This window comes from Pseudonocardia sp. (assembly GCF_029263155.1).
Taxonomy (GTDB): domain Bacteria; phylum Actinomycetota; class Actinomycetes; order Mycobacteriales; family Pseudonocardiaceae; genus Pseudonocardia.
Window position 1 is genome coordinate 20,150 of sequence record NZ_JAJCYB010000017.1, and the last position, 20,014, is coordinate 40,163.

The 20,014-nt window shown below is 74.7% G+C and carries 23 protein-coding genes and 1 tRNA gene; 10 read left to right on the plus strand and 14 right to left on the minus strand.

Annotated elements, in window-relative coordinates; all coding sequences use genetic code 11:
* Positions 1-66 precede the first annotated feature (66 nt).
* Positions 67-324 carry a DUF1918 domain-containing protein gene (locus tag Q1K26_RS02925; protein WP_300007560.1) on the plus strand — a complete coding sequence of 86 codons (258 nt, stop codon included), beginning with the start codon at positions 67-69 and terminating at the stop codon, positions 322-324.
* An 88-nt stretch (positions 325-412) separates the two neighbouring features.
* On the plus strand, positions 413-793 hold the full coding sequence (locus Q1K26_RS02930; RefSeq protein ID WP_300007561.1) for an STAS domain-containing protein: 381 nt from the start codon (positions 413-415) through the stop codon (positions 791-793).
* A gap of 21 nt (positions 794-814) precedes the next feature.
* Here Q1K26_RS02930 and Q1K26_RS02935 read toward each other — a convergent pair whose 3' ends face one another.
* The 3 genes from Q1K26_RS02935 to Q1K26_RS02945 all read right to left on the minus strand — a co-directional run bounded on the left by Q1K26_RS02935 (position 815) and on the right by Q1K26_RS02945 (position 3,531).
* Positions 815-1,462, minus strand: coding sequence for a response regulator transcription factor (locus tag Q1K26_RS02935; RefSeq protein ID WP_300007562.1), 648 nt, complete (start codon positions 1,460-1,462; stop codon positions 815-817).
* A 103-nt stretch (positions 1,463-1,565) separates the two neighbouring features.
* Complete coding sequence (locus Q1K26_RS02940) at positions 1,566-2,546, minus strand: NAD(P)H nitroreductase (RefSeq protein ID WP_300007563.1); 981 nt, start codon at positions 2,544-2,546, stop codon at positions 1,566-1,568.
* Between the two features lie 184 nt (positions 2,547-2,730).
* Entirely contained in the window at positions 2,731-3,531 is an 801-nt protein-coding gene (locus Q1K26_RS02945; protein WP_300007564.1) for a L,D-transpeptidase family protein, read from the minus strand.
* Between the two features lie 174 nt (positions 3,532-3,705).
* Here Q1K26_RS02945 and Q1K26_RS02950 point away from each other — a divergent pair, with 174 nt between their 5' ends.
* Complete coding sequence (locus Q1K26_RS02950; RefSeq protein WP_300007565.1) at positions 3,706-4,224, plus strand: universal stress protein; 519 nt, start codon at positions 3,706-3,708, stop codon at positions 4,222-4,224.
* A gap of 50 nt (positions 4,225-4,274) precedes the next feature.
* On the opposite strand, the gene Q1K26_RS02955 is transcribed toward Q1K26_RS02950, so the two are convergent.
* The gene (locus Q1K26_RS02955; protein ID WP_300007566.1) at positions 4,275-6,323 is read right to left on the minus strand and encodes a transglycosylase domain-containing protein; all 2,049 of its coding nucleotides are present in this window, start codon (positions 6,321-6,323) and stop codon (positions 4,275-4,277) included.
* Positions 6,313-6,918, minus strand: a complete 606-nt coding sequence (locus Q1K26_RS02960; RefSeq protein WP_300007567.1) for a hypothetical protein — start codon at positions 6,916-6,918, stop codon at positions 6,313-6,315. The genes Q1K26_RS02955 and Q1K26_RS02960 overlap by 11 nt, the downstream gene beginning before the upstream one ends.
* Before the next feature lie 61 nt (positions 6,919-6,979).
* Between Q1K26_RS02960 and Q1K26_RS02965 the strand changes: the two genes are divergently transcribed.
* Positions 6,980-7,417: a hypothetical protein gene (locus tag Q1K26_RS02965; protein WP_300007568.1), complete on the plus strand. Its 438-nt coding sequence runs from the start codon at positions 6,980-6,982 to the stop codon at positions 7,415-7,417.
* A gap of 27 nt (positions 7,418-7,444) precedes the next feature.
* On the opposite strand, the gene Q1K26_RS02970 is transcribed toward Q1K26_RS02965, so the two are convergent.
* The 4 genes from Q1K26_RS02970 to Q1K26_RS02985 form a co-directional block, all read right to left on the minus strand.
* Positions 7,445-7,669, minus strand: a complete 225-nt coding sequence (locus Q1K26_RS02970) for a hypothetical protein (RefSeq protein WP_300007569.1) — start codon at positions 7,667-7,669, stop codon at positions 7,445-7,447.
* A gap of 77 nt (positions 7,670-7,746) precedes the next feature.
* Positions 7,747-9,288 (minus strand): molybdopterin-dependent oxidoreductase, encoded by a 1,542-nt coding sequence (locus Q1K26_RS02975; RefSeq protein ID WP_300007570.1) that lies wholly within the window; start codon positions 9,286-9,288, stop codon positions 7,747-7,749.
* 72 nt (positions 9,289-9,360) lie between these two features.
* Entirely contained in the window at positions 9,361-10,032 is a 672-nt protein-coding gene (locus Q1K26_RS02980; protein WP_300007571.1) for a fasciclin domain-containing protein, read from the minus strand.
* A 146-nt stretch (positions 10,033-10,178) separates the two neighbouring features.
* On the minus strand, positions 10,179-10,886 hold the full coding sequence (locus Q1K26_RS02985; protein ID WP_300007585.1) for a DsbA family oxidoreductase: 708 nt from the start codon (positions 10,884-10,886) through the stop codon (positions 10,179-10,181).
* A 108-nt stretch (positions 10,887-10,994) separates the two neighbouring features.
* Between Q1K26_RS02985 and Q1K26_RS28650 the strand changes: the two genes are divergently transcribed.
* Both Q1K26_RS28650 and Q1K26_RS02995 read left to right on the plus strand, forming a co-directional pair.
* On the plus strand, positions 10,995-12,326 hold the full coding sequence (locus tag Q1K26_RS28650) for a hypothetical protein (protein ID WP_363320412.1): 1,332 nt from the start codon (positions 10,995-10,997) through the stop codon (positions 12,324-12,326).
* Positions 12,323-12,889 (plus strand): class I SAM-dependent methyltransferase, encoded by a 567-nt coding sequence (locus tag Q1K26_RS02995; protein WP_300007572.1) that lies wholly within the window; start codon positions 12,323-12,325, stop codon positions 12,887-12,889. The genes Q1K26_RS28650 and Q1K26_RS02995 overlap by 4 nt, the downstream gene beginning before the upstream one ends.
* Here Q1K26_RS02995 and Q1K26_RS03000 read toward each other — a convergent pair.
* Both Q1K26_RS03000 and Q1K26_RS03005 read right to left on the minus strand, forming a co-directional pair.
* Positions 12,868-13,035: a DUF3253 domain-containing protein gene (locus Q1K26_RS03000; RefSeq protein ID WP_300007573.1), complete on the minus strand. Its 168-nt coding sequence runs from the start codon at positions 13,033-13,035 to the stop codon at positions 12,868-12,870. The two genes, Q1K26_RS02995 and Q1K26_RS03000, sit on opposite strands and share 22 nt — an antisense overlap.
* Before the next feature lie 24 nt (positions 13,036-13,059).
* Entirely contained in the window at positions 13,060-13,884 is an 825-nt protein-coding gene (locus Q1K26_RS03005; RefSeq protein WP_300007586.1) for a shikimate dehydrogenase, read from the minus strand.
* A 223-nt stretch (positions 13,885-14,107) separates the two neighbouring features.
* Here Q1K26_RS03005 and Q1K26_RS03010 point away from each other — a divergent pair, with 223 nt between their 5' ends.
* On the plus strand, positions 14,108-14,860 hold the full coding sequence (locus tag Q1K26_RS03010; protein ID WP_300007574.1) for an SDR family NAD(P)-dependent oxidoreductase: 753 nt from the start codon (positions 14,108-14,110) through the stop codon (positions 14,858-14,860).
* Here the strand turns inward: Q1K26_RS03010 and Q1K26_RS03015 are convergent.
* Together Q1K26_RS03015 and Q1K26_RS03020 are read right to left on the minus strand one after the other, a co-directional pair.
* Positions 14,857-15,471: a methyltransferase domain-containing protein gene (locus tag Q1K26_RS03015; RefSeq protein WP_300007575.1), complete on the minus strand. Its 615-nt coding sequence runs from the start codon at positions 15,469-15,471 to the stop codon at positions 14,857-14,859. The two genes, Q1K26_RS03010 and Q1K26_RS03015, sit on opposite strands and share 4 nt — an antisense overlap.
* A gap of 81 nt (positions 15,472-15,552) precedes the next feature.
* Positions 15,553-16,053 carry a DUF309 domain-containing protein gene (locus Q1K26_RS03020; RefSeq protein ID WP_300007576.1) on the minus strand — a complete coding sequence of 167 codons (501 nt, stop codon included), beginning with the start codon at positions 16,051-16,053 and terminating at the stop codon, positions 15,553-15,555.
* 106 nt (positions 16,054-16,159) lie between these two features.
* On the opposite strand from Q1K26_RS03020, the gene Q1K26_RS03025 reads away from it, so the two are divergent.
* Complete coding sequence (locus Q1K26_RS03025) at positions 16,160-17,575, plus strand: DHA2 family efflux MFS transporter permease subunit (RefSeq protein ID WP_300007577.1); 1,416 nt, start codon at positions 16,160-16,162, stop codon at positions 17,573-17,575.
* A gap of 90 nt (positions 17,576-17,665) precedes the next feature.
* Here the strand turns inward: Q1K26_RS03025 and Q1K26_RS03030 are convergent.
* Positions 17,666-17,738, minus strand: a tRNA-Leu gene (locus tag Q1K26_RS03030).
* Positions 17,739-17,916: 178 nt separating this feature from the next.
* Between Q1K26_RS03030 and Q1K26_RS03035 the strand changes: the two genes are divergently transcribed.
* Positions 17,917-18,492: a response regulator gene (locus Q1K26_RS03035; protein WP_300007587.1), complete on the plus strand. Its 576-nt coding sequence runs from the start codon at positions 17,917-17,919 to the stop codon at positions 18,490-18,492.
* 101 nt (positions 18,493-18,593) lie between these two features.
* Positions 18,594-19,967 (plus strand): ABC transporter substrate-binding protein, encoded by a 1,374-nt coding sequence (locus Q1K26_RS03040; protein ID WP_300007578.1) that lies wholly within the window; start codon positions 18,594-18,596, stop codon positions 19,965-19,967.
* Positions 19,968-20,014: the final 47 nt, after the last annotated feature.

Here is a 20,014-nt window from a genome sequence, read left to right on the forward strand (position 1 = left end):
GGGGGCCGTGCGCCGCTCGCGGCGTGGCCCGCGGACGGGCAGCGTAGTGCCCGGAGGTGACGTGCGATGACTGCACCGAACAAGACCGGCGCACATGTCGGAGACTGGCTGGTGGTGCCCGTTCCACCGGTGGAGCGGGGCTGGCGCTGGGGCCGGATCGTCGAGGAGCTCGCCGGACCGGGTCCCGCCCGGTTCCGGGTGCGCTGGGTCGGCAACGACCGTGACTCGCTGGTGGTGCCACCCCCGGGCTACCGCATCGAGAGCGCCGCCCGCTGGCCGCAGGCGCCGTCGAGTGCCATCGGACTGTGGCCGCATCCCGCCTGATCTCTCGGCTGTCGAGTAACGTCGCCACCGAAACAGCCGACATCGGATCGTGCCGGCCGACGGTGGCCGAAGGACGAGAGGCTCGTGGATGTCCGGACAGATCTCGCGGGTGCCGCTGCAGGTCAGCACCACGTTGCGCAGCGGCGGTGAGGCGACGATGGCCGTGTCGGGCACCGTCGAGCGGGAGTCGGTCGCCCGCCTGGACACCCTGGTGACCGCGCTCTGCGCGGCGGGGGCGACCCGTGTCGTCGTCGACCTCTCGCGGGTCTCGGCCTGCGACCGGTCGCTGCTCGCCGTGCTCGAGCGGACCCGGAGCCAGGTGGAGGCGATGGGCGGATGGTTGGTGCTGGACGGGTCTCCCGCCACGATGAGTGCCTATGACGAGCTGCCGCTCGACGCGGTCTTCCGCATCTACCGGGACGCCTGCGGCTACCGGGGCGGCGCACCGCTCGCCGCGGGTGCGCGCTGAGCGGCGGTGCCGCTCAGCGCGTCAGCGAGGGCCGTGGCGCAGCTCGGCGGCGTAGACGGCGGCCTCGGTGCGCCGGGAGAAGCCGAGCTTGTGCAGCAGCGAGGAGACGTAGTTCTTGACGGTCTTCTCGGCGAGGTACATCTCGGCGCCGATCTGGCGGTTGGTGAGACCCTCGGCGATCAGTTCGAGGATGCGCCGCTCCTGCGGGCTGAGCGTGTCGTAGCGGGGATCGCTGGGCGCGTCGCCCGTGCGCAGGCGTTCGAGGACCGCGGCGGTGGCACGCGGATCCAGCAGCGATCCGCCGGCTGCGACCGTGCGCACCGCGCCGACGAGATCCATGCCGGTGACCTGCTTGAGCAGGTATCCCGAGGCTCCGGCCATGATCGCGCCGAAGAGCGCCTCGTCGTCGGAGTAGGACGTGAGCATGAGGCACGCGGGTGCCGGGGTGACCGCCGAGCGCATGTCCCGGCAGACCGTCACGCCGTCGCCGTCGGGGAGGCGGACGTCGAGGATCGCGACGTCCGGGCGCAGGGCGGGGATGCGGGCGATGGCCTGGGCGGCGGTGCCGGCCTCGCCGACGACGGTGATGTCGTCCTCGGACTCCAGCAGCTGCGCGATGCCGCGCCGGACGATCTCGTGGTCGTCCAGGAGGAATACGGAGATGGACACGGTCGGGCTCCTCGTCGTCGGTATGTCGACGGTATCGGCGGACGGCGGGCCCCGGTGCCGCCGTTGGACCTGTCCGGCGGGGCCGAACGGCCCGGCTCCGGGGTCAGGGCCGGATCAGTACCGACTCGAGTGCGCGGCGTGGGGTCGCCTCGAGGCGCCCCGCCGCGGGGTCGGGGTACCCGACCCGGATCACCAGCTGCGGATGGTCCGGCGACCGCAGGACGTGCGCGGCCAGGCGGGTCCGCACGGCCGCGACCTCCTGGGACTGGCTCAGCGGGGTCGTCGCGAGCCCCTCGCCGGTCGCCGTGAGCAGGGCGGCGCTGGCCGCCTCCCCGGCGAGCAGGTGGTCGATCACGCCGTCACCGGCGGTCGTGAGGACGAGCAGGACCGACCCGTCGTCGGTCGCCCAGCGGCGCCGGGTGTCGGCGAGCCGGCCGCGGGGGAACCGCCGCAGGTCCGGGTCCCCGCTGCCGGCGGTCCGCGCGCCGGCCGGGACGCCGTCGCGGGCGGCCGCCCAGCGGTGGCTCCAGATCGCCAGCTCGGCGGCATAGCCCGGGGCGAACCGCTGCCGGGCACCGGCGTCGGCCAGCAGCTCGTCGAGCCGGTGCCGGGCCCCGTCGTCGACGACCGGCACCAGCAGCGCACCACTACCCGCCGCGGCGGTGACGAGCCGGTCGAGGACCCGGGGAGGAACCGGTTCGGCTCCGAGGGGCCGCCGGTCGGTACGCCGCTCCTCGATCGCGCGGCTCAGCCTGGCGAGCGCCGACACGGGAGCGCCGCTCCGCACCGTCACGGTGGCCAGGTGCCAACGGTCCTCCACCGTGGGCAGCCGGTCGACCCGTGCCGACAGCCCCGCCGCCGCGAGGGCCACGCGAAGGTGGTGCAGCGCCGAACCGCAGCTCAGCACGAGATCGCGGCGGTCGGGGTCGGTGGCCACCAGGTGCCGCGCCGGGTCGGCGTGCAGCTCGATCGCGCCGTCGGCGAGCCGCCACCGCCACGGCTGTGTGTTGTGCACCGACGGTGCCCGCAGGGCCCGCTCCACCGCTGCCGCCAGCACTCCGGCGGGCACGCGCTCCTCGTCCATACCCGCACCCTTCGCCGCCCGGACCGGGCCCGCCAGAGGCCCGACGGCACCGGTTCCGCTGACGAACCGCGAGGCGGGGCGGGCCGTCGGTCACGACGTCGAGGGCCGATCGGACGGGCCGATCACCGGGCCGGGACGGGACCTCCGGCCGGTTCCCGCGGGTGGCCGCGGCCGTGATCGAGGCTCAGAAGACCAGCACCTCGCTGCTGCGCGGCATCAGGTCGCGGGCCCACACCATGTCCATCGCGGCGGGGGTGACGCGGGCGCAGCCGTGCGAGGCCGGGTAGGCGGGCACGCTCGGATAGCCGTGCACGGCGATCCCGTCGGGGTGGAAGTAGCGGGGGCGGTACAGCTCGCCCAGCGAGCCGTCGCGCACCCCGTCGACGGCCCAGCTGACGGTGAAGCTGCCCCCGGGGGTGTCGGCGAGCAGACTCCGGCCCGCGAACCGGTAGGGCTCGAAGGTCCCCGTGGAGGTGTGAAGGACGAGCTGCACCTGCCCGTCTCGCACGAAGCTGATCAGGCCGGCGTCGCGGTCGATCTCGGTGACGGTGCCGCTCCCGCTGCGTGCCCGGGGGCGGGTGCCCGCGTCGAGTGCCGCCGACGTGGCGGGGCCGACGATGCCGTCGCGGGAGAGCGCGGCGGCACCCTGCAGGGCGTACACGGCCTGCTCGGTCAGCGTCCCGAACGCTCCGTCGGGCTCGCCGAGCCAGTAGCCCAGCGAGTCGAGCCGCTCCTGCAGGGCGAGCACCTCCGGTCCGGAGTCCCCCCGACGCAGCAGCGACGCCGCCGGTGCGGGGGTGGGGCTCGCGTCCGGCGTCGTGGTCGTCGTGGAGGTCGTGGAGGTCGTGCTGGTGGTGCCGGCGGGCGGGGTGCCGATCACCGGGCCCGCGCCGGTGGCCGCGGGCGGGGTGGCGCACGAGGTCGCCAGGATCAGCAACGCGCCCGCCGCGGGTACGGCCAGGCGACGAACGGACGGCAGTGGCACCTTCATGATCCTACAGACGGATCGCGGACCGGTTCCGTTGCCGGATACGCCTTGCGATCGCCTGACGTCCCCGCGCCGTGCTGCCTCGGTGGGCCCGGACGGGCGGGGCCTTCCCATGTTTCCGCGCGGCGGTTGCGGTGAACGCCCGTGGTGGTCCCGGGTGGACGGCGGCAGATGGCCGCGGTCCGGGACCGGTACGCGGGCCCGCTCGCGGTCGAGGGGAAGGAGACGGTGATGGCGACCGACCGGATCGTGGTGGGGGTGGACGGATCTGCCGCGGCGCACGCCGCGGTGGACTGGGCCGTGCGGCACGCGCAGCGACTGTCGGCGGGGCTGCGGCTGGTCGCCGTGTGGGCGCCGACCCTGCCGGTCGCGGTGCCCGCGGTGCCGCTGGGTGCCGCGCCCGAACCGCTCAGCGGCGGCACCGCCGTGGACGCCGCCGAGCGCGTCGCCCGCACGGCGCTCGACGACGCGGCGTCGCGGGCCGCCGCGCTGGGGGACCGGATCGAGCGGCACCTGGAGCCGGGGGAGGCGGGTGACGTGCTCGTCGGCCACGCCGAGCAGGCCGATCTGCTGGTCCTCGGCAACGGCAGGCACGGCGTGCTCGCCGGCGCCGTCACGGGTTCGGTGGGGCAGCACTGCGTGCGGCACGCCGGGTGCGCCGTCGTCCTGGTCCCCGGGGCCGCCGGGTGAGCCCGCGGCAGGGCCGGCACGCGTGACGCGCGCCTGACGTGAGGTGATCGTCACCCGGCCGACCCGGTGCCGGGCAACGCGACGTCGGGACGCCCCTCGTGCAGTGGCCCCATCGTCGCGAACCAGGTCCGCGCCGGGGCCGTGCCGCCGAACAGCGTGCCCTCGTCGCACAGCCGCGGCGGGTCGCCGGCGCACACCGGGCGGCCGCGGTCCGACCAGGTCATCACCGAGCCGGCGAGCTGCGGTGTCGCGCCGAGGAAGGCGGCGGACCGGTTGCTCTGCGTGGTCCCGGTCTTGCCGATCATCGGGCGGTCCCAGCCCGCGGCGTCGGCGGCGTCCTGCGCCGTCCCGATCGTGTGGTCGTCGGACAGCCCCGTGACGAGCCTGGCGGCCAGCTCCTCGGGCACCGCCTGCTCGCACGGCGCCGCCTCGACCGCGACGGGCGCGCCGGCGCGGTCGGTCACGGCGGCAACCGGGTCGGGCGGGCACCAGGTGCCGCCGCTGATCACGGTCGCGGCGACGTTGGCCAGCTCCAGCGGTATCGCGGGCACCGGCCCCAGCGTGAACGACGCGCGTTCCTGCGCCCGGACCGCGTCGCCGACGGTGCCCCCGTCCGGCAGCTGGACGGCGAGACTCTCGCGCATCCCGAGCCGGCGGGCCATGTCGACCACCGGGTCGACGCTGCCGAGCCGGTCGAGCAGGGTCAGGAACGTCGTGTTGGGCGACAGGGCGAGTGCCCGCCGCAGCGTGGTCGGATCGGCCGCGCCGCCGTCGCCGGTGACGGTGTAGGGCTCGCCGTCGTCGCCGAAGACCTCGGAGGCGTAGCGCTCGGGCGCGGGCAGGGGGTCGTCCAGTCCGACCCCGGCCGCCAGCGCGGCGGCCGCGGTGAAGATCTTGTAGGTGGAGCCCGCGCCGTAGGGGACCGGGTCGGTGGGCAGGGCGTACGCGCTCTGCCCCGCGGCGGCGTCGGGTCCCCACGTGCGGTTGGCGGCGAGCGCCAGCACGCGGCGCGAGTCGCGGCCGGGCTCGACCACGGCCACCGCGTGCGCGATGCCGGCGGTGGCCGGGACCTGCGCGGTCGCGGCCCGCCGCGCGGCGTCCTGTGCGCGCGGGTCGAGGGTCGTGCGGACCGTGTATCCGCCGGTGCGCAGCTCGTCCGGGCCGATCCCGAGCCGGCCCAGGTGCTCGACGACGTGGCGGCAGAAGAACCCGGTTCCCGGCCGCGCCGCCACGCAGCCTTCTTCGGCCTCGCGCAGCGGGTCGACGACACCCAGCCCGCCCGCCCGGGCCCGCTCGGCCTGTGCGGGTGTGAGGGAGCCGACCTGCTCCATCACCGAGAGGACCAGGTCCCTGCGGTCCCGCGCGGCGGTGGGCTCGGTCACCGGGTCGAACGCCTCCGGGGCCTTGACCAGCGCCGCGAGCAGTGCGGCCTGGGGCAGGGTCAGCGCGTCGGGTGTGGTGGCGAAGTAGGTGCGCGCGGCGGCGGTCACCCCGTACGCGCCGTTGCCGAAGTACACGGTGTCGAGGTATCGCGCGAGGATCTCGTCCTTGGTCAGCCGCCGCTCCAGCGCCAGCGCCACCGTGACGTCGCGCAGCTTGCGTTCGAGCGTGTCGGCCGTCGCGGCCTCCCGTTGCTCGGGTCCCTGCGCGAGGGCGTAGAGGCGGTGGTTCTTGACGTACTGCATGGTGATGGTCGAGGCGCCCTGGCCGTCCAGCGGCGACCCGTTCGACACCGTGTTGGCGACCAGCGCGCGGCCGACCCCGCGCCAGTCGATCCCGGCGTGTTCGAGGAAGCGGCGGTCCTCGATCGCGACCACCGCCGCCCGCATGGTGTCCGCGACCTCGCCCGCGGGCACGCGGTACTGCTCGAACAGCCGCGCGAACGGCACCCCGTCGGCGTCGAGCAGCACGCTCGCCACCGGCATCGACGTGCGCTGCGGCAACGGCGCGTCGGGGAGCGGGAGGCCGGCCCGTGTGGCCACCGCGCCCGCGGGCACCGCCAGCAGCGTGCCCAGCAGCACGCCGCTGAGCAGGACGACCAGCGCGAGCCGGATGACGGTCGGGCCGCGGGGCGGCCCGTGACCGGGGCTACCGGTCACCGGGCTGCACGAAGGGGTCCGGGCCGGTCCCCACGATCGCCGGTTCCTCCTCGGCCTCCCGTGCCCGTGGCGGCAGCACCTCCGGGTTCTCCACGCCGACCTGCAGGCGCAGCTCGCCCGCCTCGGCGAAGGTGAACACGACGGGGTAGGTCAGCCCGGCCCGGAGCGGTTCGATGAGCCCTTCCAACGCGATCGTCACCTCGCGGGCGTCGCCGAGGGTGATCGCGGAGACCGGCCCGTCGTAGCCGGCCACGAGCGCCTGCCCGTCGGGAATGGTGGCGTCGCCGACGATGCGGCCCGAGGTGGCGACCGGGCTCGACACCGAGATCAGCCGGTCCGGATCGTCGGCACCCGCGTCCCGGTTGACGATCGTGACCTGCAGCTCCGCGTCGGCGCCGACCGGGTACACCTCGTCGCCTGCGACCGGTTCCGACCAGCTGACCTGGGCGTCGCGCACCTGCATCGAGCCGACCGTGCCCAACGAACCCGGCGAGGTCGAGCGCTGGGCCGACGTCGCCGACTCCTGGCCGGCCCCGCATCCGGCGATGCCCGCCAGGCACGCGGCGGCCGTCGCCGCGGTCACGATCCTGCGCATGTCACACCTGTTGCAGTCATGCCCGGGGCATACCCCGACCCGCGCGGGGTATGCCCGGAACATGCCGGGAGAGCCCTCGCACGCCGTTCGGACCGCCCTCGTCGCCCTGGTCGCCGCCGCCCTGACCGGGTGTGGCGACGGTTCCACCACCGGCCCCGAGACCGGGGTCACGATCGACGGGATACAGGAGGCCCAGAACTTCTACGAGGGCGAGTACCTCGGGCAGCGCGTCACCGTGAGCGCCGAGGTCTCCGACGTCCTCGACCCCCGCAACCTGGAACTCGCCGGTGTCGACTACAGCGAGGACAGCCTGCTCGTGCGCACCGCCGACCCGGTGGAGGTCCGGCAGGGGCAGGTGGTTCGCGTGGTCGGCACGGTCGGCCAGTACCACCGGTTCCTGGAGGGTGAGGGGGTACCGCCGGTGCAGTACGACATGTACGAGGAGTACGAGACCGAGGCGTACCTCTACGACGCCGCGGTGGAGGTGCTCGACGGCTGAGGGTTCCGGCCGGCGGACCCGCCCCGGTCATCGGCGACGTGACCGGTACAGACCCCACGTCATCGCCGAGACCAGCAGCACCGTCGTGACGGCGGCGAAGACGGTGAAGGCCGGGTTCGGCACCCGCACCAGCGAGGTGACGAACAACCCGACCAGCAGCGCCAGCGAGGTGACGCCGGCCAGCACCTTCCACCGGAGAAGGCCGCGGTCGGACTGCAGCTGCTGCGTGTCGCGATCGTGTGGTGTACCCATGCGGCGGGCGTACCCGCCCGTCGTCGGGGCATGCCATGGCCGGTCGCCCGCCCCGGTGCTCCGCACCGGGACCGTGATCACGCCACCGTGAACGTGACGGTGTGCCGGCCGGTCGCGCCGTCCGGGCCGGGGTTGATCGGGTCCACGCGCTCGGCGGTCTGCACCTGGCCGGTCCGGTCGGTCGCCCGGACCGTGGCGGTGTGCAGGCCGGAGCCGAGCGGGACGCGCAGGTACCACATCCGCCAGGTGAGGGTGTTGACCGGCGCGCCGAGCTCGGCGGGGAGCCAGGGCCCGTCGTCGAGGGAGACCTCGACCGCGGCGATCCCCCGGCCCGGCGCCCACGACGTGCCGGCCAGCACGACCTCGCCCGCGGGCACCCGCGCGAAGCCGGCGGGCGCGTCGATCCGCGAGGAGGTCTTGATGGGGACGATGCCCTCCGGGTCGCCGTCCCAGCCGCGCTGCTCCCAGTAGGGGTCGAACGCGAACGTCGTCAGCTCCAGGTCGGTGAGCCACTTCGTCGCGCTGACGTAGCCGTAGAGGCCGGGCACCACCGTGCGCAGGGGGAAGCCGTGCTCGGGCAGCAGCGGCTCGCCGTTCATCCCGATCGCGAGCAGCGCGTCGGGGTTGCCGAGCACGCGGTCCAGCGGCGTGCCGATGGTGAACCCGTCCACCGCACGCCCGACGAGCTGCTCGGCGTCCGGGCGCACGCCCGCCTCGGCGAGCAGGTCGCCCAGCGGGACGCCGACGAAGTTCGCCGTCGACACGTACGGGCCGCCGACGTAGTTGGACACGCACGTCATCGTGATCGTGCGCTCCACGAGCGGGCGCGCGGCGATCTCGGCGAAGGGCAGCTCGACCTCCCGGTCGACCATGCCGTGGATCCGCAGCACGGCGTCCTGCGCCCGCAGCCGCGGCACGGTGAGGTTGACGTCGACGCGGTAGAAGTCCGCGGCCGGGGTGAGGAACGGCGGCGTGCCGAGCTCGGGGAACGCCGCGCCCGGCGGGATCGGCGGAGCGGGCTGCGCGGGTACGAGCGGCCCGACCGCGCGCCGGGACGCCCCCACGTCCACCCGGTCGGCGAGCAGCCGCCCGCCCAGTCCGCCCAGCGCTGCTCCGGCGGCGACACCACCCGAGGCGAGCAGCAGCCCGCGGCGCCCGGCGTCCGGGCGGGCCGCCGCGCGGGCCCGTGCGTGGAGGAGGACGAACGCCGCGAGCCCGGTGGCCAGCGCGGCGAGCGGGGCGAGCAGGGACACCGCGGCGGGTGACTGCTCGGCCACGGCGAGACCGCCGATCAGCCCGAGGACCCCGACGACGATCAGGCCCGGTCGGGGCCGCCGCCGCGACACGAGCCCGGCCACCGCGGCGACGACCGCGATCACGACGGCCATGCCGGCGAGCAGCGCGATCTTGTCGTTGGTGCCGAACACGGCGATGGCGAAGGACTTCACCGGGTTGGGCGTGCGATCGATCGCGGCGTTGCCGACGGCGAGGAACGGCGAGGCCTGCGGGCGGGCCAGCAGGCCGGCGACGAGGTGTCCCGCGCCCAACGCCGCGGCGACGGCGAGCAGCCCGACGAGGGCGGCGACGGGGCGGCCCGGCGATCGCTCGGTGGTGGACATGCACACTCCGGAGGAAGAGCGCGGGTGGCCCGGGGCAGGCCACCCGCGCAGCTCAGGTCACGGCCGGGTGGCTCAGGCGGCCGGCGGCATCAGCACGGTGTCGATGACGAACACCGTCGCGTTGGCCGTCGGGATGTTGCCGCAGAGCACGCTGGCCTGCTCCTGCTCGTCGATCGTCAGCGACATCGGCTCGCCGGTGATCGTCAGGTTCTCGCCCTGTACGGTCGTGACGGTGCCGGCCTCGGCCAGGCCCTGCGCGTCGTAGCGCTCCGGCACGACGTGGTAGGTCAGGATCTCGCTGAGCTGGCCTTCCGGTTCGGCCAGCAGCATGTCCAGCGTACCGGCCGGCAGCGCCTCGAAGGCCGGGTCGGCCGGGGCGAACACGGTGTAGGCGGCGTTCGGGTCGTTGAGGGTGTCCACCAGGCCGGCCTCGGTGACGGCCGTGGTGAGCGTGCCGAGCAGCGGGTTGTTGCTCGCGGCCGTGCCGACCGGGTCGTCGACCATGCCCTCGGCGGACCCCTCGCCCTCGGTGGGAACCTGGTCGCAGGCCGGGCCGTAGATGTCGGAGGTCTGGGTGACACCGGACCCGGCCGCGGCGGTTCCGCTTGGCATGGACTGCGACGTCGTCGGAGCGGTCGTGTCGGGCGCCGCGGGGGTGGGTGCGGCGTCCTCGCCGCAGCCGCTCAGGGCGACGGTCAGCGCGGCAGCGGCGCCGAGGGCCGCGAGGCGGGGGAGACGGTTCATGTCTGCGTCCTTGTATCTCGGTCGTTCGGACGCAGTCGGGCTACCCCGTGCGGCGGCACGCACGCTCACGGGAGGGCAACGGAACGGTCACGGTGCGCGGCCGAACCGTGACGGAGACAAGATCGGTGTGAGGGACGCGACCCGGGTCAGACCGCGCAGGATCCGTCGGTGCACCCGTCGGCGTCGGGCCGGCCCGACGGGGTCAGATCCTGCAGCGGGTGCGCGTCCGCCCATGCCGTCCGCAGCACCTCCAGCAGCGCCTCGGCCGGCTGGGCGCCCGACACCCCGTACTTCGCGTCGACGACGAAGAACGGCACGCCGCTGATGCCGTAGGCGCGCGCCTGGCGCACGTCGGCGCGCACGTCGTCGAGGTAGCGGTCGCCGGAGAGCACCTCGCGGGCCTCCGCCTCGTCCAGCCCGGCGTCGGCGACGACGCGGGCGAGCGTCTCCGGGTCGCCGATCCGCTCGCCCTCGGTGAGATAGGCGCGCAGCAGCCGCTCCTTCACCGCGTCCCCGACACCGCGCTCGGCGCCGAGGTGGATCAGCCGGTGGGCATCGACGGTGTTGCCGCCGCGGGCGTGCTCCAGGTCGAACTCCCAGCCCTCCCCGGCGGCCGTCTCGCTCATCTGCCCGATCATGCCCCGCGCCTGCTCGGGCGAGGTGCCGTACTTCGCGGCGAGGTGCGTGGCCAGCGTCCCCTCGCGTTCCCGGGGTGCGGTCGGGTCGAGCTCGAAGCTGCGCCAGCGCACCTCCACCTCGTCGCGGTGCTCGAAGCGGGCCAGGGCCGCCTCGAACCGGCGCTTGCCGATCGCACACCACGGGCACACCACGTCGGACCAGATCTCCACCTGCATGTCCGTGCTCAACCGCGCCGCGGCGGATCGTGTTCCGGCGCGGACCGCTCCACCATCCCCTGCCCGGCCGAAACACCGTTGTGGAAGGGCAGGCCCTACCGTGTGCGCATGCACGAGGACCAGGGCGCGTTCCCGCCTCCCGACCCGACCGGGGGAATCGGGGTGATCGTCCCGTTCGACTTCGCCCTCGACCGGGAGCTGTGGCGGTGGGTGCCCGAGCCGGTGGCCCTGCATCTCACGCGCACCCCGTTCGTCCCGTCCCCGGTCACGGCCGAGATGGCCCGTGCCATCAGCGACCCGGAGCCGGTCCGCAGCGCCACCCGTGACCTGCTCGAACCCGGTCCCGGCATCGTCGCGTACGCGTGCACGTCGGGCAGCTTCGTCGACGGTGTGGCCGGGGAGACGGCGCTGCTGGAGATCATGCGCGCGGCGGGCGCCCCGTACGCGCTGACCACGGCCGGGGCGCTGGTGTCCGCGCTGGCGTCGGTGTCGGCCACGCGGGTGGCGATCGTCACGCCCTACGTCGACACGCTCACCGACCTGCTCGCCGCGTACCTCGCCGCCAACGGGGTCACGACGGTGGCGTCGGTGGGGCTGGGGCTGCTCGGCCAGATCTGGCGCGTGTCCTACGAGGAGGTGGTCCGTGCCGTGCGGGCCGCCGACCGGCCCGAGGCGCAGGCGGTGTTCATCTCCTGCACCAACCTCGCCACCTTCGACGTCATCGCGCCCCTGGAACGCGAGCTGGGCAAGCCGGTGTTCACCGCGAACCAGGTGACGATCTGGGCCGCGCTCTCGGCCATCGGCGTGCCGGCGCACGGGCCCGGGCAGCGGCTGCTGGCACGCGGCGCCGGCCGGCTGCCCCACCTGCGCGCCGTGCCCGACCCGGCCCCGCTGCGCCGCCGGTCGCAGGGCGACGCGACGTCCCTGCACCGCGTCCGGGTGCGCCTGCCCGACGAGTCCGGTGCGCTGGCCCGCCTCGCCGACGCGGTGGCCGGAGCGGGCGGGAACATCCTGGGCCTGGCCGTGCACGGCCAGGACTCCCGCTCGGTCGTCGACGAGCTGATCGTCGGGGGCGCGCCGGATCCGGAGCTGCTGGCCGGGTCCGTGCGCGCGTCCGTCGGGCCCGGGGCCGGGGCCGTGCTGGTCACCGAGGCCGACCCGCACGACCTCGTCGACGCCCCCACCCGCGCGCTCGACCTCGCCGCGCAGGCGGTGACCACCGGCGACCCGGCGTCCGCGCTGGCCGCGCTGCTGCACGCCGACTCCGTCGAGGCCCAGGCCGACCAGCCCGAGGACGACGACCACGTGCTCGCCGTCCCGGCCCCCGACGAGGGCTGGCTGGTGGCGCGGAGGTCGTGGGCGCCGTTCACGGTCACGGAGTCGGCGCGGGCGGAGGCGTTCGTCCGCACGCTGACCGCGCTGGCGCCGGTGCTGCCGTGAGCCTGCCCGCCGACTGGGAGCGCTGGCGCGACCAGGTCGACCTCGACGCCTACGACGAGCGCTGGGCGCAGCTCGCGCAGCCCCACGGCGAGGCCGACCTGGTGATGACCTACGCGCCGGCGGCCGTGCTCGACGGCGGCTGCGGCACCGGGCGCGTCGGGATCGAGCTGGCCCGCCGGGGCGTCACCGTGATCGGCGTCGACCCGGACCCGGACATGATCGCCGCCGCCCGGACGAAGGCCCCCACGCTGGAGTGGCTCCTGCTCGACCTGGCCGACCTCGACCGCCCGGAGCGGTTCGACCTGGCCGTGCTGGCCGGCAACGTGGTCCCCTACGCGCAGCGCCGCGCCGAGGTGGTGGCGGCCTGCGCGCGCCACCTGACGCCGGGTGGGCGGCTGGTGGCGGGCTTCCAGCTGCAGGACGGCTGGCCCACCCTCGCCGAGTACGACGCGTGGTGCGCCGCGACCGGCCTGGAGCCCGAGGACCGCTGGTCCACCTGGGACCGCGATCCCTACACGGGCGGCGACTACGCGGTCTCGGCTCACGTCCTCCCCGAGCCGTAGACCTCCCGGGCCCGTAGGACCTCCCGGGAGTTGCAGCAAGGCCCCGGCCCTTTCCCCGTGGACGGGTCCACCACCCGCCCGCCCTGCAGGATCGCCACCTCACGCGCGGACACCAGCCGCGGCGCCGCCATCCGGGCGGGCTCCATCGGCTCCCGCCGGCTTCTCCGGGGTCACCGGGCCGCCACGGCCGCGTCCAGGGCCGCGCGCATGGCCTCGACCGGCCCGGGGCGCCCGGTCATCAGCTCCACCTGCGCCACGGCCTGGTGCAGCAGCATCTCCAGCCCGCTGACCACCGTCGCGCCCGCGGTGGAGGCCGTCGCGGCGAAGGGGGTGGGCCAGGGCGCGTAGACCACGTCCAACACGACGCCGGTGGCGCCCGCGAGGGCGTCGGCGGCGCCGCCGGGCAGCGTGGAGACCACGACCCCGGCCCCGGCCAGCGCCGCCGCGGCCCGGGTGGGCTCGGCGAGCGCGTCGTCGACCACGGGGTCGATCCCGAGCCGCGACGCCGCCGCGCGCAGCTCCCCGGCCCGCTCGACCGACCGCACCAGTACCCGGACGTCGGCGATGCCCAGCTCCCGCAGCGCGGCGAGCGCCGCCTGTGCTGTGCCGCCCGCACCGAGGACCACCGCCGTCGCACCGGCCCCGCTCACCCCGGCCCCGCGCAGGGCGGCGACGATCCCGGCGACGTCGGTGTTGTCGGCGAACCACGCGCCGTCGCGCGGGACCAGCGTGTTCGCGGCCCCGGTCGCCGCCGCCAGCGGTGACACCGTGGCGGCGACGTCGAGCGCCGCGCGCTTGAGCGGCATCGTCAGCGACAGGCCGGCCCACTCCGGTCCGAGACCGGCGACGAACCCGGGCAGCGCGTCCTCCGCGCACTCGTGCCGCCCGTAGCTCCAGCCGTCGAGGCCGAGCGCGGTGTAGGCGGCGGTGTGCAGGGCGGGGGACAGTGAGTGGGCGACGGGGGAACCCAGGACGGCGGCACGCACGGGCGCCAGTATCGCTACCGGCGGGACCGCTCCACCCGCACGACCCCCTCGGCGAGGCGCCCCGGCCGCCGCCGCGATGCCGGCCGGCGCCGCGCTCAGGTGGTCCTGCACCACCGGCGACGGCGAGTGGAACGCAGGCCGCGACCGGTCGGGCAACCGGACCGCGAACACCGTCTCGGACACCGGGCAGGCTGGAGCGGCCCGGTCTCCGCGATGTGTCACGCTCGCCCCCGTGACGGGGACGGTGCTGGTGCTCGGTGGTCGCAGCGAGATCGGGCTGGAGGTGGCGCGGCGCCTCGCCCCCGGGTCCACGGTCGTGCTGGCCGCCCGCCGCAGCGCGGATCTCGACGACGAGGAGCGGGAGTTGCGTGCCGCCGGGGCGGCGGCCGTGGACCGCGTGGAGTTCGACGCCGACGACGTCGCCCGGCACCGCGAGGTGCTCGACGGCGTCCTCGCGCGGCACGGGCGCCTGGACACCGTCGTCGTCGCGTTCGGGATCCTGGGGGAGCAGGCGCGGGCCGAGCGGGACGTCGCGCACGCGCTGGCGATCGTGCACACCGACTACGTCGCGCACGTCTCCGTGCTCACCCACCTGGCGCAGCTGCTGCGCGAGCAGGCCGGTGGCACCGGGCGCGGTGGGGACCTCGTGGTCTTCTCCTCGGTCGCCGGCGCCCGGGTGCGGCGCGCCAACTACGTCTACGGCTCGGCGAAGGCCGGGCTCGACGGTTTCGCCTCCGGCCTGGCCGACGCGTTGCACGGCAGCGGAGTGCGGCTGCTGCTCGTCCGCCCGGGCTTCGTGATCGGGCGGATGACGGCGGGCATGTCCCCGGCCCCGCTGTCCTCGACGCCCGCCCAGGTCGCCGCCGCCACCGTGGCGGCGCTGCGCGCGGGCCGCGGCGAGGTGTGGGTGCCCGCGGCGCTGCAACCGGTCTTCGCGGGCCTGCGGCACCTCCCGCGCGCACTGTGGCGGCGGATGCCGCGCTAGCGGCGCGTCGCCCACACCGCGTAGAGCGGGTCGCCGCGCCCGGGCGGGGTCCGCAACCCGCCCCGGACCTGCCCGAACCCGCCGGACACCACGAAGAACGCGTTGACGATCTGCAGCCTGCCCTCGTCGTCGGCGGCGAGCCAGCCGCGGATCGCCTTGGTCGGGAAGCAGCGGTTCGAGAACGTCACGACGAACCGACCGCCCGGCCGCAGCACCCGCGCCACCTCACCGAACACCGCGACCGGATCCACGAGGTAGTCGACGGACACGCAGCAGACGGCGTCGTCGAAACCGGCGTCGTCGAAGGGGAGGGTGGGATCGGCGTTGAGGTCGCGCACGACGTGCGAGGCGAGCATCGGGTTCGCGGCCAGCTCGTCGGCGTTCATGCCCAGGCCGACCAGCCGCCGCGGCGCCGCGGTGAAGTGCGAGACCCAGGAGGCGCACAGGTCGAGCACGTCGCCGTCGAGGCCCAGCTCGGCGTAGAGGGCCCCGACGGCGGCGATCGCCCGGTCGTCGATGTGGGTGACGAACCGGGGCGGGGCGTAGAACGCGGTGTCGGGCGAGGGGTCGGAGCGGTCGAAGAAACCGGGTGGGAACACGTCGTCGGCCACGCCGCGACGGTACCGCCGAGCATCCGCGATCAAGGGCAGATGGCGGCCGTCCGACCGTGCCCGGCGACCATCAGCCCTTGATCAGCGCGACTCGGGGCTCCGGCCGTCGGGGCGCAGCCGCGGGCGGAGGTCGTCCGGGGACAGCGCGCCGGTCCCGCCGTCCTCGATCCGCCGGGCGAGCCGATCGGCGCGGGCGGCCAGGGCGGTGACGTCCAGCCCCGCCGGCGCGACGCCGACCCAGCGCCGCAGGTGATCCTGGCCACGGTCGAGCAGGGAGACCGCGCCGCGGGGGTTGCCGCGCTGGGCGTGGGTGAGCCCGACGGCGAGCTGTGCGAGGCCGCGCCACAGCTCCCGCTCGGCCGGAGCCGCCGCCTTCCACGCCGCCTCCAGCACCTCGTGCGCCGCGAACGGCTGACCGCCGTCGAGCAGCTCCTGGGCCTGGTCGACCGCCTGGTCCGCGGAGAGCACGAGCTCGTCCGGCAGGCGTTCCACCCCGACCGATCCGCGCGGCAGCGGCCGCCCCGCCGCGTCGCGGGGGCGGGCGTTGCGGGCCCGCCCGGAGCCGTCCCGGTCCCGGTCCATGGCGCAACGATGCCATGCGGCGCGGAACAAACGGGGCGACGGCGTTCGTAGAGTCCGTGGGGAGCCGGGTACGCGGGACCGGCGCGAGAGACCTGGGGGACGCACGATGACCGGCCCGACCACCCACATCCCGGAGCGCGCCGCGCCCGCCACCCGGACCAACCTGGTGATCGGGCTGCTGGTCGGCTCCGCGTTCGTCATGATCCTCAACGAGACGATCATGAGTGTGGCGCTGCCGACGCTGATCGTGGACCTGGCGGTCACCGCCAGCACCGCCCAGTGGCTGACCAGCGGTTTCTTCCTCACGATGGCCGTGGTTATCCCGATCACCGGGTTCCTGCTGCAACGGTTCACCCCGCGCCAGGTGTTCGTCGGTGCGATGTCGGCGTTCAGCACCGGCACCCTGGTCTCGGCGCTGGCCCCCGGCTACGGAGTGCTGCTGACCGGCCGGATCGTGCAGGCCGTCGGCACCGCCGTGATGATCCCGCTGCTGATGACCACCGTGCTGCGGCTCGTGCCGGTGCAGCGGCGCGGGTCGATGATGGGCACGATCTCGATCGTCATCGCCGTGGCGCCCGCCGTCGGGCCGACCATCTCCGGGCTGATCCTCTCCGCCCTGGACTGGCGCTTCATGTTCTGGCTGGTGCTGCCGATCGCGCTGCTCGCGCTCGGGGCCGGGGTGGCGCTGCTGCGGGTCGACTCGGAGACCCGGACGGTCCCGCTCGACGTGGCGTCGGTGGCGCTCTCGGCGGTCGGCTTCGCCGGGTTCGTCTACGGACTGACCGCGATCGGCGAGGCCGCGCGGGGCGGGGCGCTGGTCCCGCCGTGGATCCCGCTCGTGGTCGGCGCCGCGGCGCTCGTGGTGTTCGTGCGCCGCCAGCTCGTCCTGCAGCGGGCCGACCGGGCCCTGCTCGACCTGCGCCCGTTCACGCTGCGCCCGTTCGTCGTGTCGATCGTGCTGGTCGTGCTCAGCATGATGGCGCTGTTCGGCGCCCTGATCCTGCTGCCGCTGTACCTGCAGGACGTGCTCGGCACCGATCCGTTCGTCACCGGGCTCGTCGTGCTGCCGGGCGGGCTGGTGATGGGCCTGCTCGGCCCGTTCGTCGGGCGTGCCTTCGACCGCATCGGTGCCCGCCCGCTGGTGATCCCCGGCGCGGTGGTGCTCAGCGGTTCGCTGTGGGCGCTCACGGCGTTCGTCGGCGCCCCGCTGTGGACGGTCGTGGTGATCCACATCGTGCTCAGCGCCGGCATCGCCCTGATGCTGACGCCGCTGATGACCGAGGCACTGGGGTCGCTGCCCGCCGACCTGTACTCGCACGGCAGCGCCATCGTCTCGACGCTGCAGCAGGTGGCCGGGGCGGCGGGCACCGCGCTGTTCGTCACGATGCTCACGCTGTTCTCGGCCTCCGGGGGTGCCACCGACGCCCCGGGCATCCGTGCGGCGTTCCTGGTCGGGGCGATCCTCTCGACGGCGGCCGTGGGGGTCTCGCTCCTGGTCCGTGGACGACAGCCCAGCCCATGATCGGCAGGATCGGGACCTGAGCTGCGCATGTGCACGTCAGGTCCCGGACGGGGCGATCTCGGCCTACTGACTCGGACGTGGTGCTCGGCGTGCCCCCGGTGCGACTCGAACGCACACTGGATGGGTTTTGAATCCATTGCCTCTGCCGTTGGGCTACGGGGGCTCGGCACGTCCACGATAGCGGGTTGCGGTGGCCGGAGATCACAGCGCGGGCCGTCCGCAGGTCGGGCTACTCTGGATCCTTCCCGTTCCACCCCCCGTCCGGTGTGAGGAGTAGCCCGGTGACCCAGTCGGTTTCCGAGGAGAACAGCCCTGCGGACGAGGCCCGACCGGCCGTCGGCCTGCGGGTTCTCGTGGTCGAGGACGAGGCGCTCATCCGCCTCGACCTCACCGAGATGCTGCGCGAGGAGGGCTACGTCGTCGCGGGCGAGGCCGGCGACGGCGAGCAGGCGGTGAAGCTGGCGCGCGAGCTGGCGCCGGACCTCGTGATCATGGACGTCAAGATGCCCAAGGTCGACGGGATCGCCGCGGCGGGCGAGATCGTCGCGGAGCGGATCGCACCGGTCGTCATGCTCACCGCGTTCAGCCAGCGCGAGCTCATCGAGCAGGCGCGCGACGCAGGCGCGATGGCGTACCTCGTCAAGCCGTTCGCCCGCCACGAGCTGGTGCCCGCGATCGAGCTGGCCGTCTCGCGGTTCGCCGAGCGCAAGGCCCTGGAGGACGAGGTGGCCACGCTGACCGACCGGCTGGAGACGCGCAAGATCGTCGACCGGGCCAAGGGTCTGCTGATGAGCCGGCAGTCGATGTCCGAGCCCGACGCGTTCCGCTGGATCCAGCGCACCGCGATGGACCGCCGCACCACGATGAAGGCGGTGGCCGAGGCCGTCGTGGACGGGCTCAATCCGCCGCGCGGCTGAGCCGACCGGGGAGTTCTCCGCGCGTTCGGTCACGTCTTCGTCACGACCGTCGCCCGTTCGTGTCGATCGGGCCGACATCGAACTACCTTCTCCCCACCATCGTGCCCGGGCATCGAGCCCGGGCCGGGAACGTGCAGAAGGAGAACTGGATGGCGCAGCGCGCTGCTTTCCGTGCGGCGGCCCTCGTGGGGGCCACCGCACTGGTGCTGGCCGGTTGTGGTGGCGGTGGCGGTGACACGGCCGATCCCGCCGCCGCACCGTCCACCGCCGACACGGCCGCCCCGGCCTGCGAGCCGGCACAGGCCACCCCGACCGGGTCGCCCAGCACCGACCCGCTGATCATCGGGTCGCTGCTGCCGGAGACCGGGAGCCTGGCGTTCCTCGGCCCGCCCGAGTTCGCGGGCGTCGACGTCGCGGTCACCGAGATCAACGACGCCGGCGGCGTGCTGGACCAGCCGATCCAGCACCAGCGCGGCGACTCCGGTGACGACACGACCGACATCGTCAACCAGACCACCGACCGGCACCTGGCGGCCGGCGTGCAGGCCATCGTCGGCGCGGCCTCCTCGGGCGTCTCCAAGCTCGTGATCGACAAGATCACCGGCGCGGGCGTGGTGCAGTTCTCGCCCGCGAACACCTCCGACGAGTTCACCTGCTGGGAGGACTCCGGGCTGTACTTCCGGACGGCTCCGCCGGACGTCCTGCAGGCGCAGGCGCTGGCGGGCCTGATCGCCGGTGACGGCGCGCAGCGCGTCACGATCCTGGCCCGCAACGACCCCTACGGTACGGGTCTCGCCGACAACACCGAGCAGAACCTGCTCACCGCCGGCATCCCGCAGGACCAGATCCAGAAGATCATCTACGACCCCAACGCGGCGTCGTTCAACGCCGAGGTCGACCAGATCGTGCAGTTCGACCCCGACGGCATCGCGGTGATCGGCTTCGACGAGTCCAAGCGCATCCTCACCCGGATGACCGAGGTGCAGATCGGGCCGGCCCAGAAGTCGGTGTACGGCACCGACGGCAACATGGGCAACGCGCTGGGCGAGGGGCTGCCCCCGGGCCTGCTGGAGGGCATGAAGGGCACCACGCCGCTGACCGAGCTGGCCGGGGACTTCCAGGAGCGGCTGCTGGCCCAGGACCCGAGCCTGACCGACTTCAACTACGCGGCCGAGTCCTACGACGCCGTGGTCATCACCGCGCTGGCCGCGGAGGCGGCCGGGTCCACCAACGGTGCCGACATCGCCTCGGAGATCAACGGCATCACGGCCGACGGCGAGAAGTGCGAGACGTTCGCCGACTGCCTGGCGATCATCGACGCGGGGGGTGACCCGGACTACGACGGTGTGACCGGTGCACTCAACTTCACCGCGGCGGGGGAGCCGGGTTCGGGTTCCTACGGCATCCTCAGCTTCACCGCCGAGAACACCATCGCCGACGACACCGAGTTCGTGATCGTGGGCGAGACCGGCTGATCGTCAGCCGCGCACGACAGAGGGGGCGGTACCCGACGGGTGCCGCC

Coding starts and splice junctions, on each gene's coding strand:
- Q1K26_RS02980 (WP_300007571.1), bottom strand. CDS start 10,032: ATGAACCGTCTCCCCCGCCTCGCGGCCCTCGGCGCCGCTGCCGCGCTG.
- Q1K26_RS02965 (WP_300007568.1), top strand. CDS start 6,980: ATGCCGGGAGAGCCCTCGCACGCCGTTCGGACCGCCCTCGTCGCCCTG.
- Q1K26_RS02960 (WP_300007567.1), bottom strand. CDS start 6,918: ATGCGCAGGATCGTGACCGCGGCGACGGCCGCCGCGTGCCTGGCGGGC.
- Q1K26_RS03000 (WP_300007573.1), bottom strand. CDS start 13,035: ATGGAGCCCGCCCGGATGGCGGCGCCGCGGCTGGTGTCCGCGCGTGAG.
- Q1K26_RS02985 (WP_300007585.1), bottom strand. CDS start 10,886: ATGCAGGTGGAGATCTGGTCCGACGTGGTGTGCCCGTGGTGTGCGATC.
- Q1K26_RS02930 (WP_300007561.1), top strand. CDS start 413: ATGTCCGGACAGATCTCGCGGGTGCCGCTGCAGGTCAGCACCACGTTG.
- Q1K26_RS03025 (WP_300007577.1), top strand. CDS start 16,160: ATGACCGGCCCGACCACCCACATCCCGGAGCGCGCCGCGCCCGCCACC.
- Q1K26_RS02950 (WP_300007565.1), top strand. CDS start 3,706: ATGGCCGCGGTCCGGGACCGGTACGCGGGCCCGCTCGCGGTCGAGGGG.
- Q1K26_RS03020 (WP_300007576.1), bottom strand. CDS start 16,053: ATGGACCGGGACCGGGACGGCTCCGGGCGGGCCCGCAACGCCCGCCCC.
- Q1K26_RS28650 (WP_363320412.1), top strand. CDS start 10,995: ATGCACGAGGACCAGGGCGCGTTCCCGCCTCCCGACCCGACCGGGGGA.
- Q1K26_RS02925 (WP_300007560.1), top strand. CDS start 67: ATGACTGCACCGAACAAGACCGGCGCACATGTCGGAGACTGGCTGGTG.
- Q1K26_RS02970 (WP_300007569.1), bottom strand. CDS start 7,669: ATGGGTACACCACACGATCGCGACACGCAGCAGCTGCAGTCCGACCGC.
- Q1K26_RS02975 (WP_300007570.1), bottom strand. CDS start 9,288: ATGTCCACCACCGAGCGATCGCCGGGCCGCCCCGTCGCCGCCCTCGTC.
- Q1K26_RS02940 (WP_300007563.1), bottom strand. CDS start 2,546: ATGGACGAGGAGCGCGTGCCCGCCGGAGTGCTGGCGGCAGCGGTGGAG.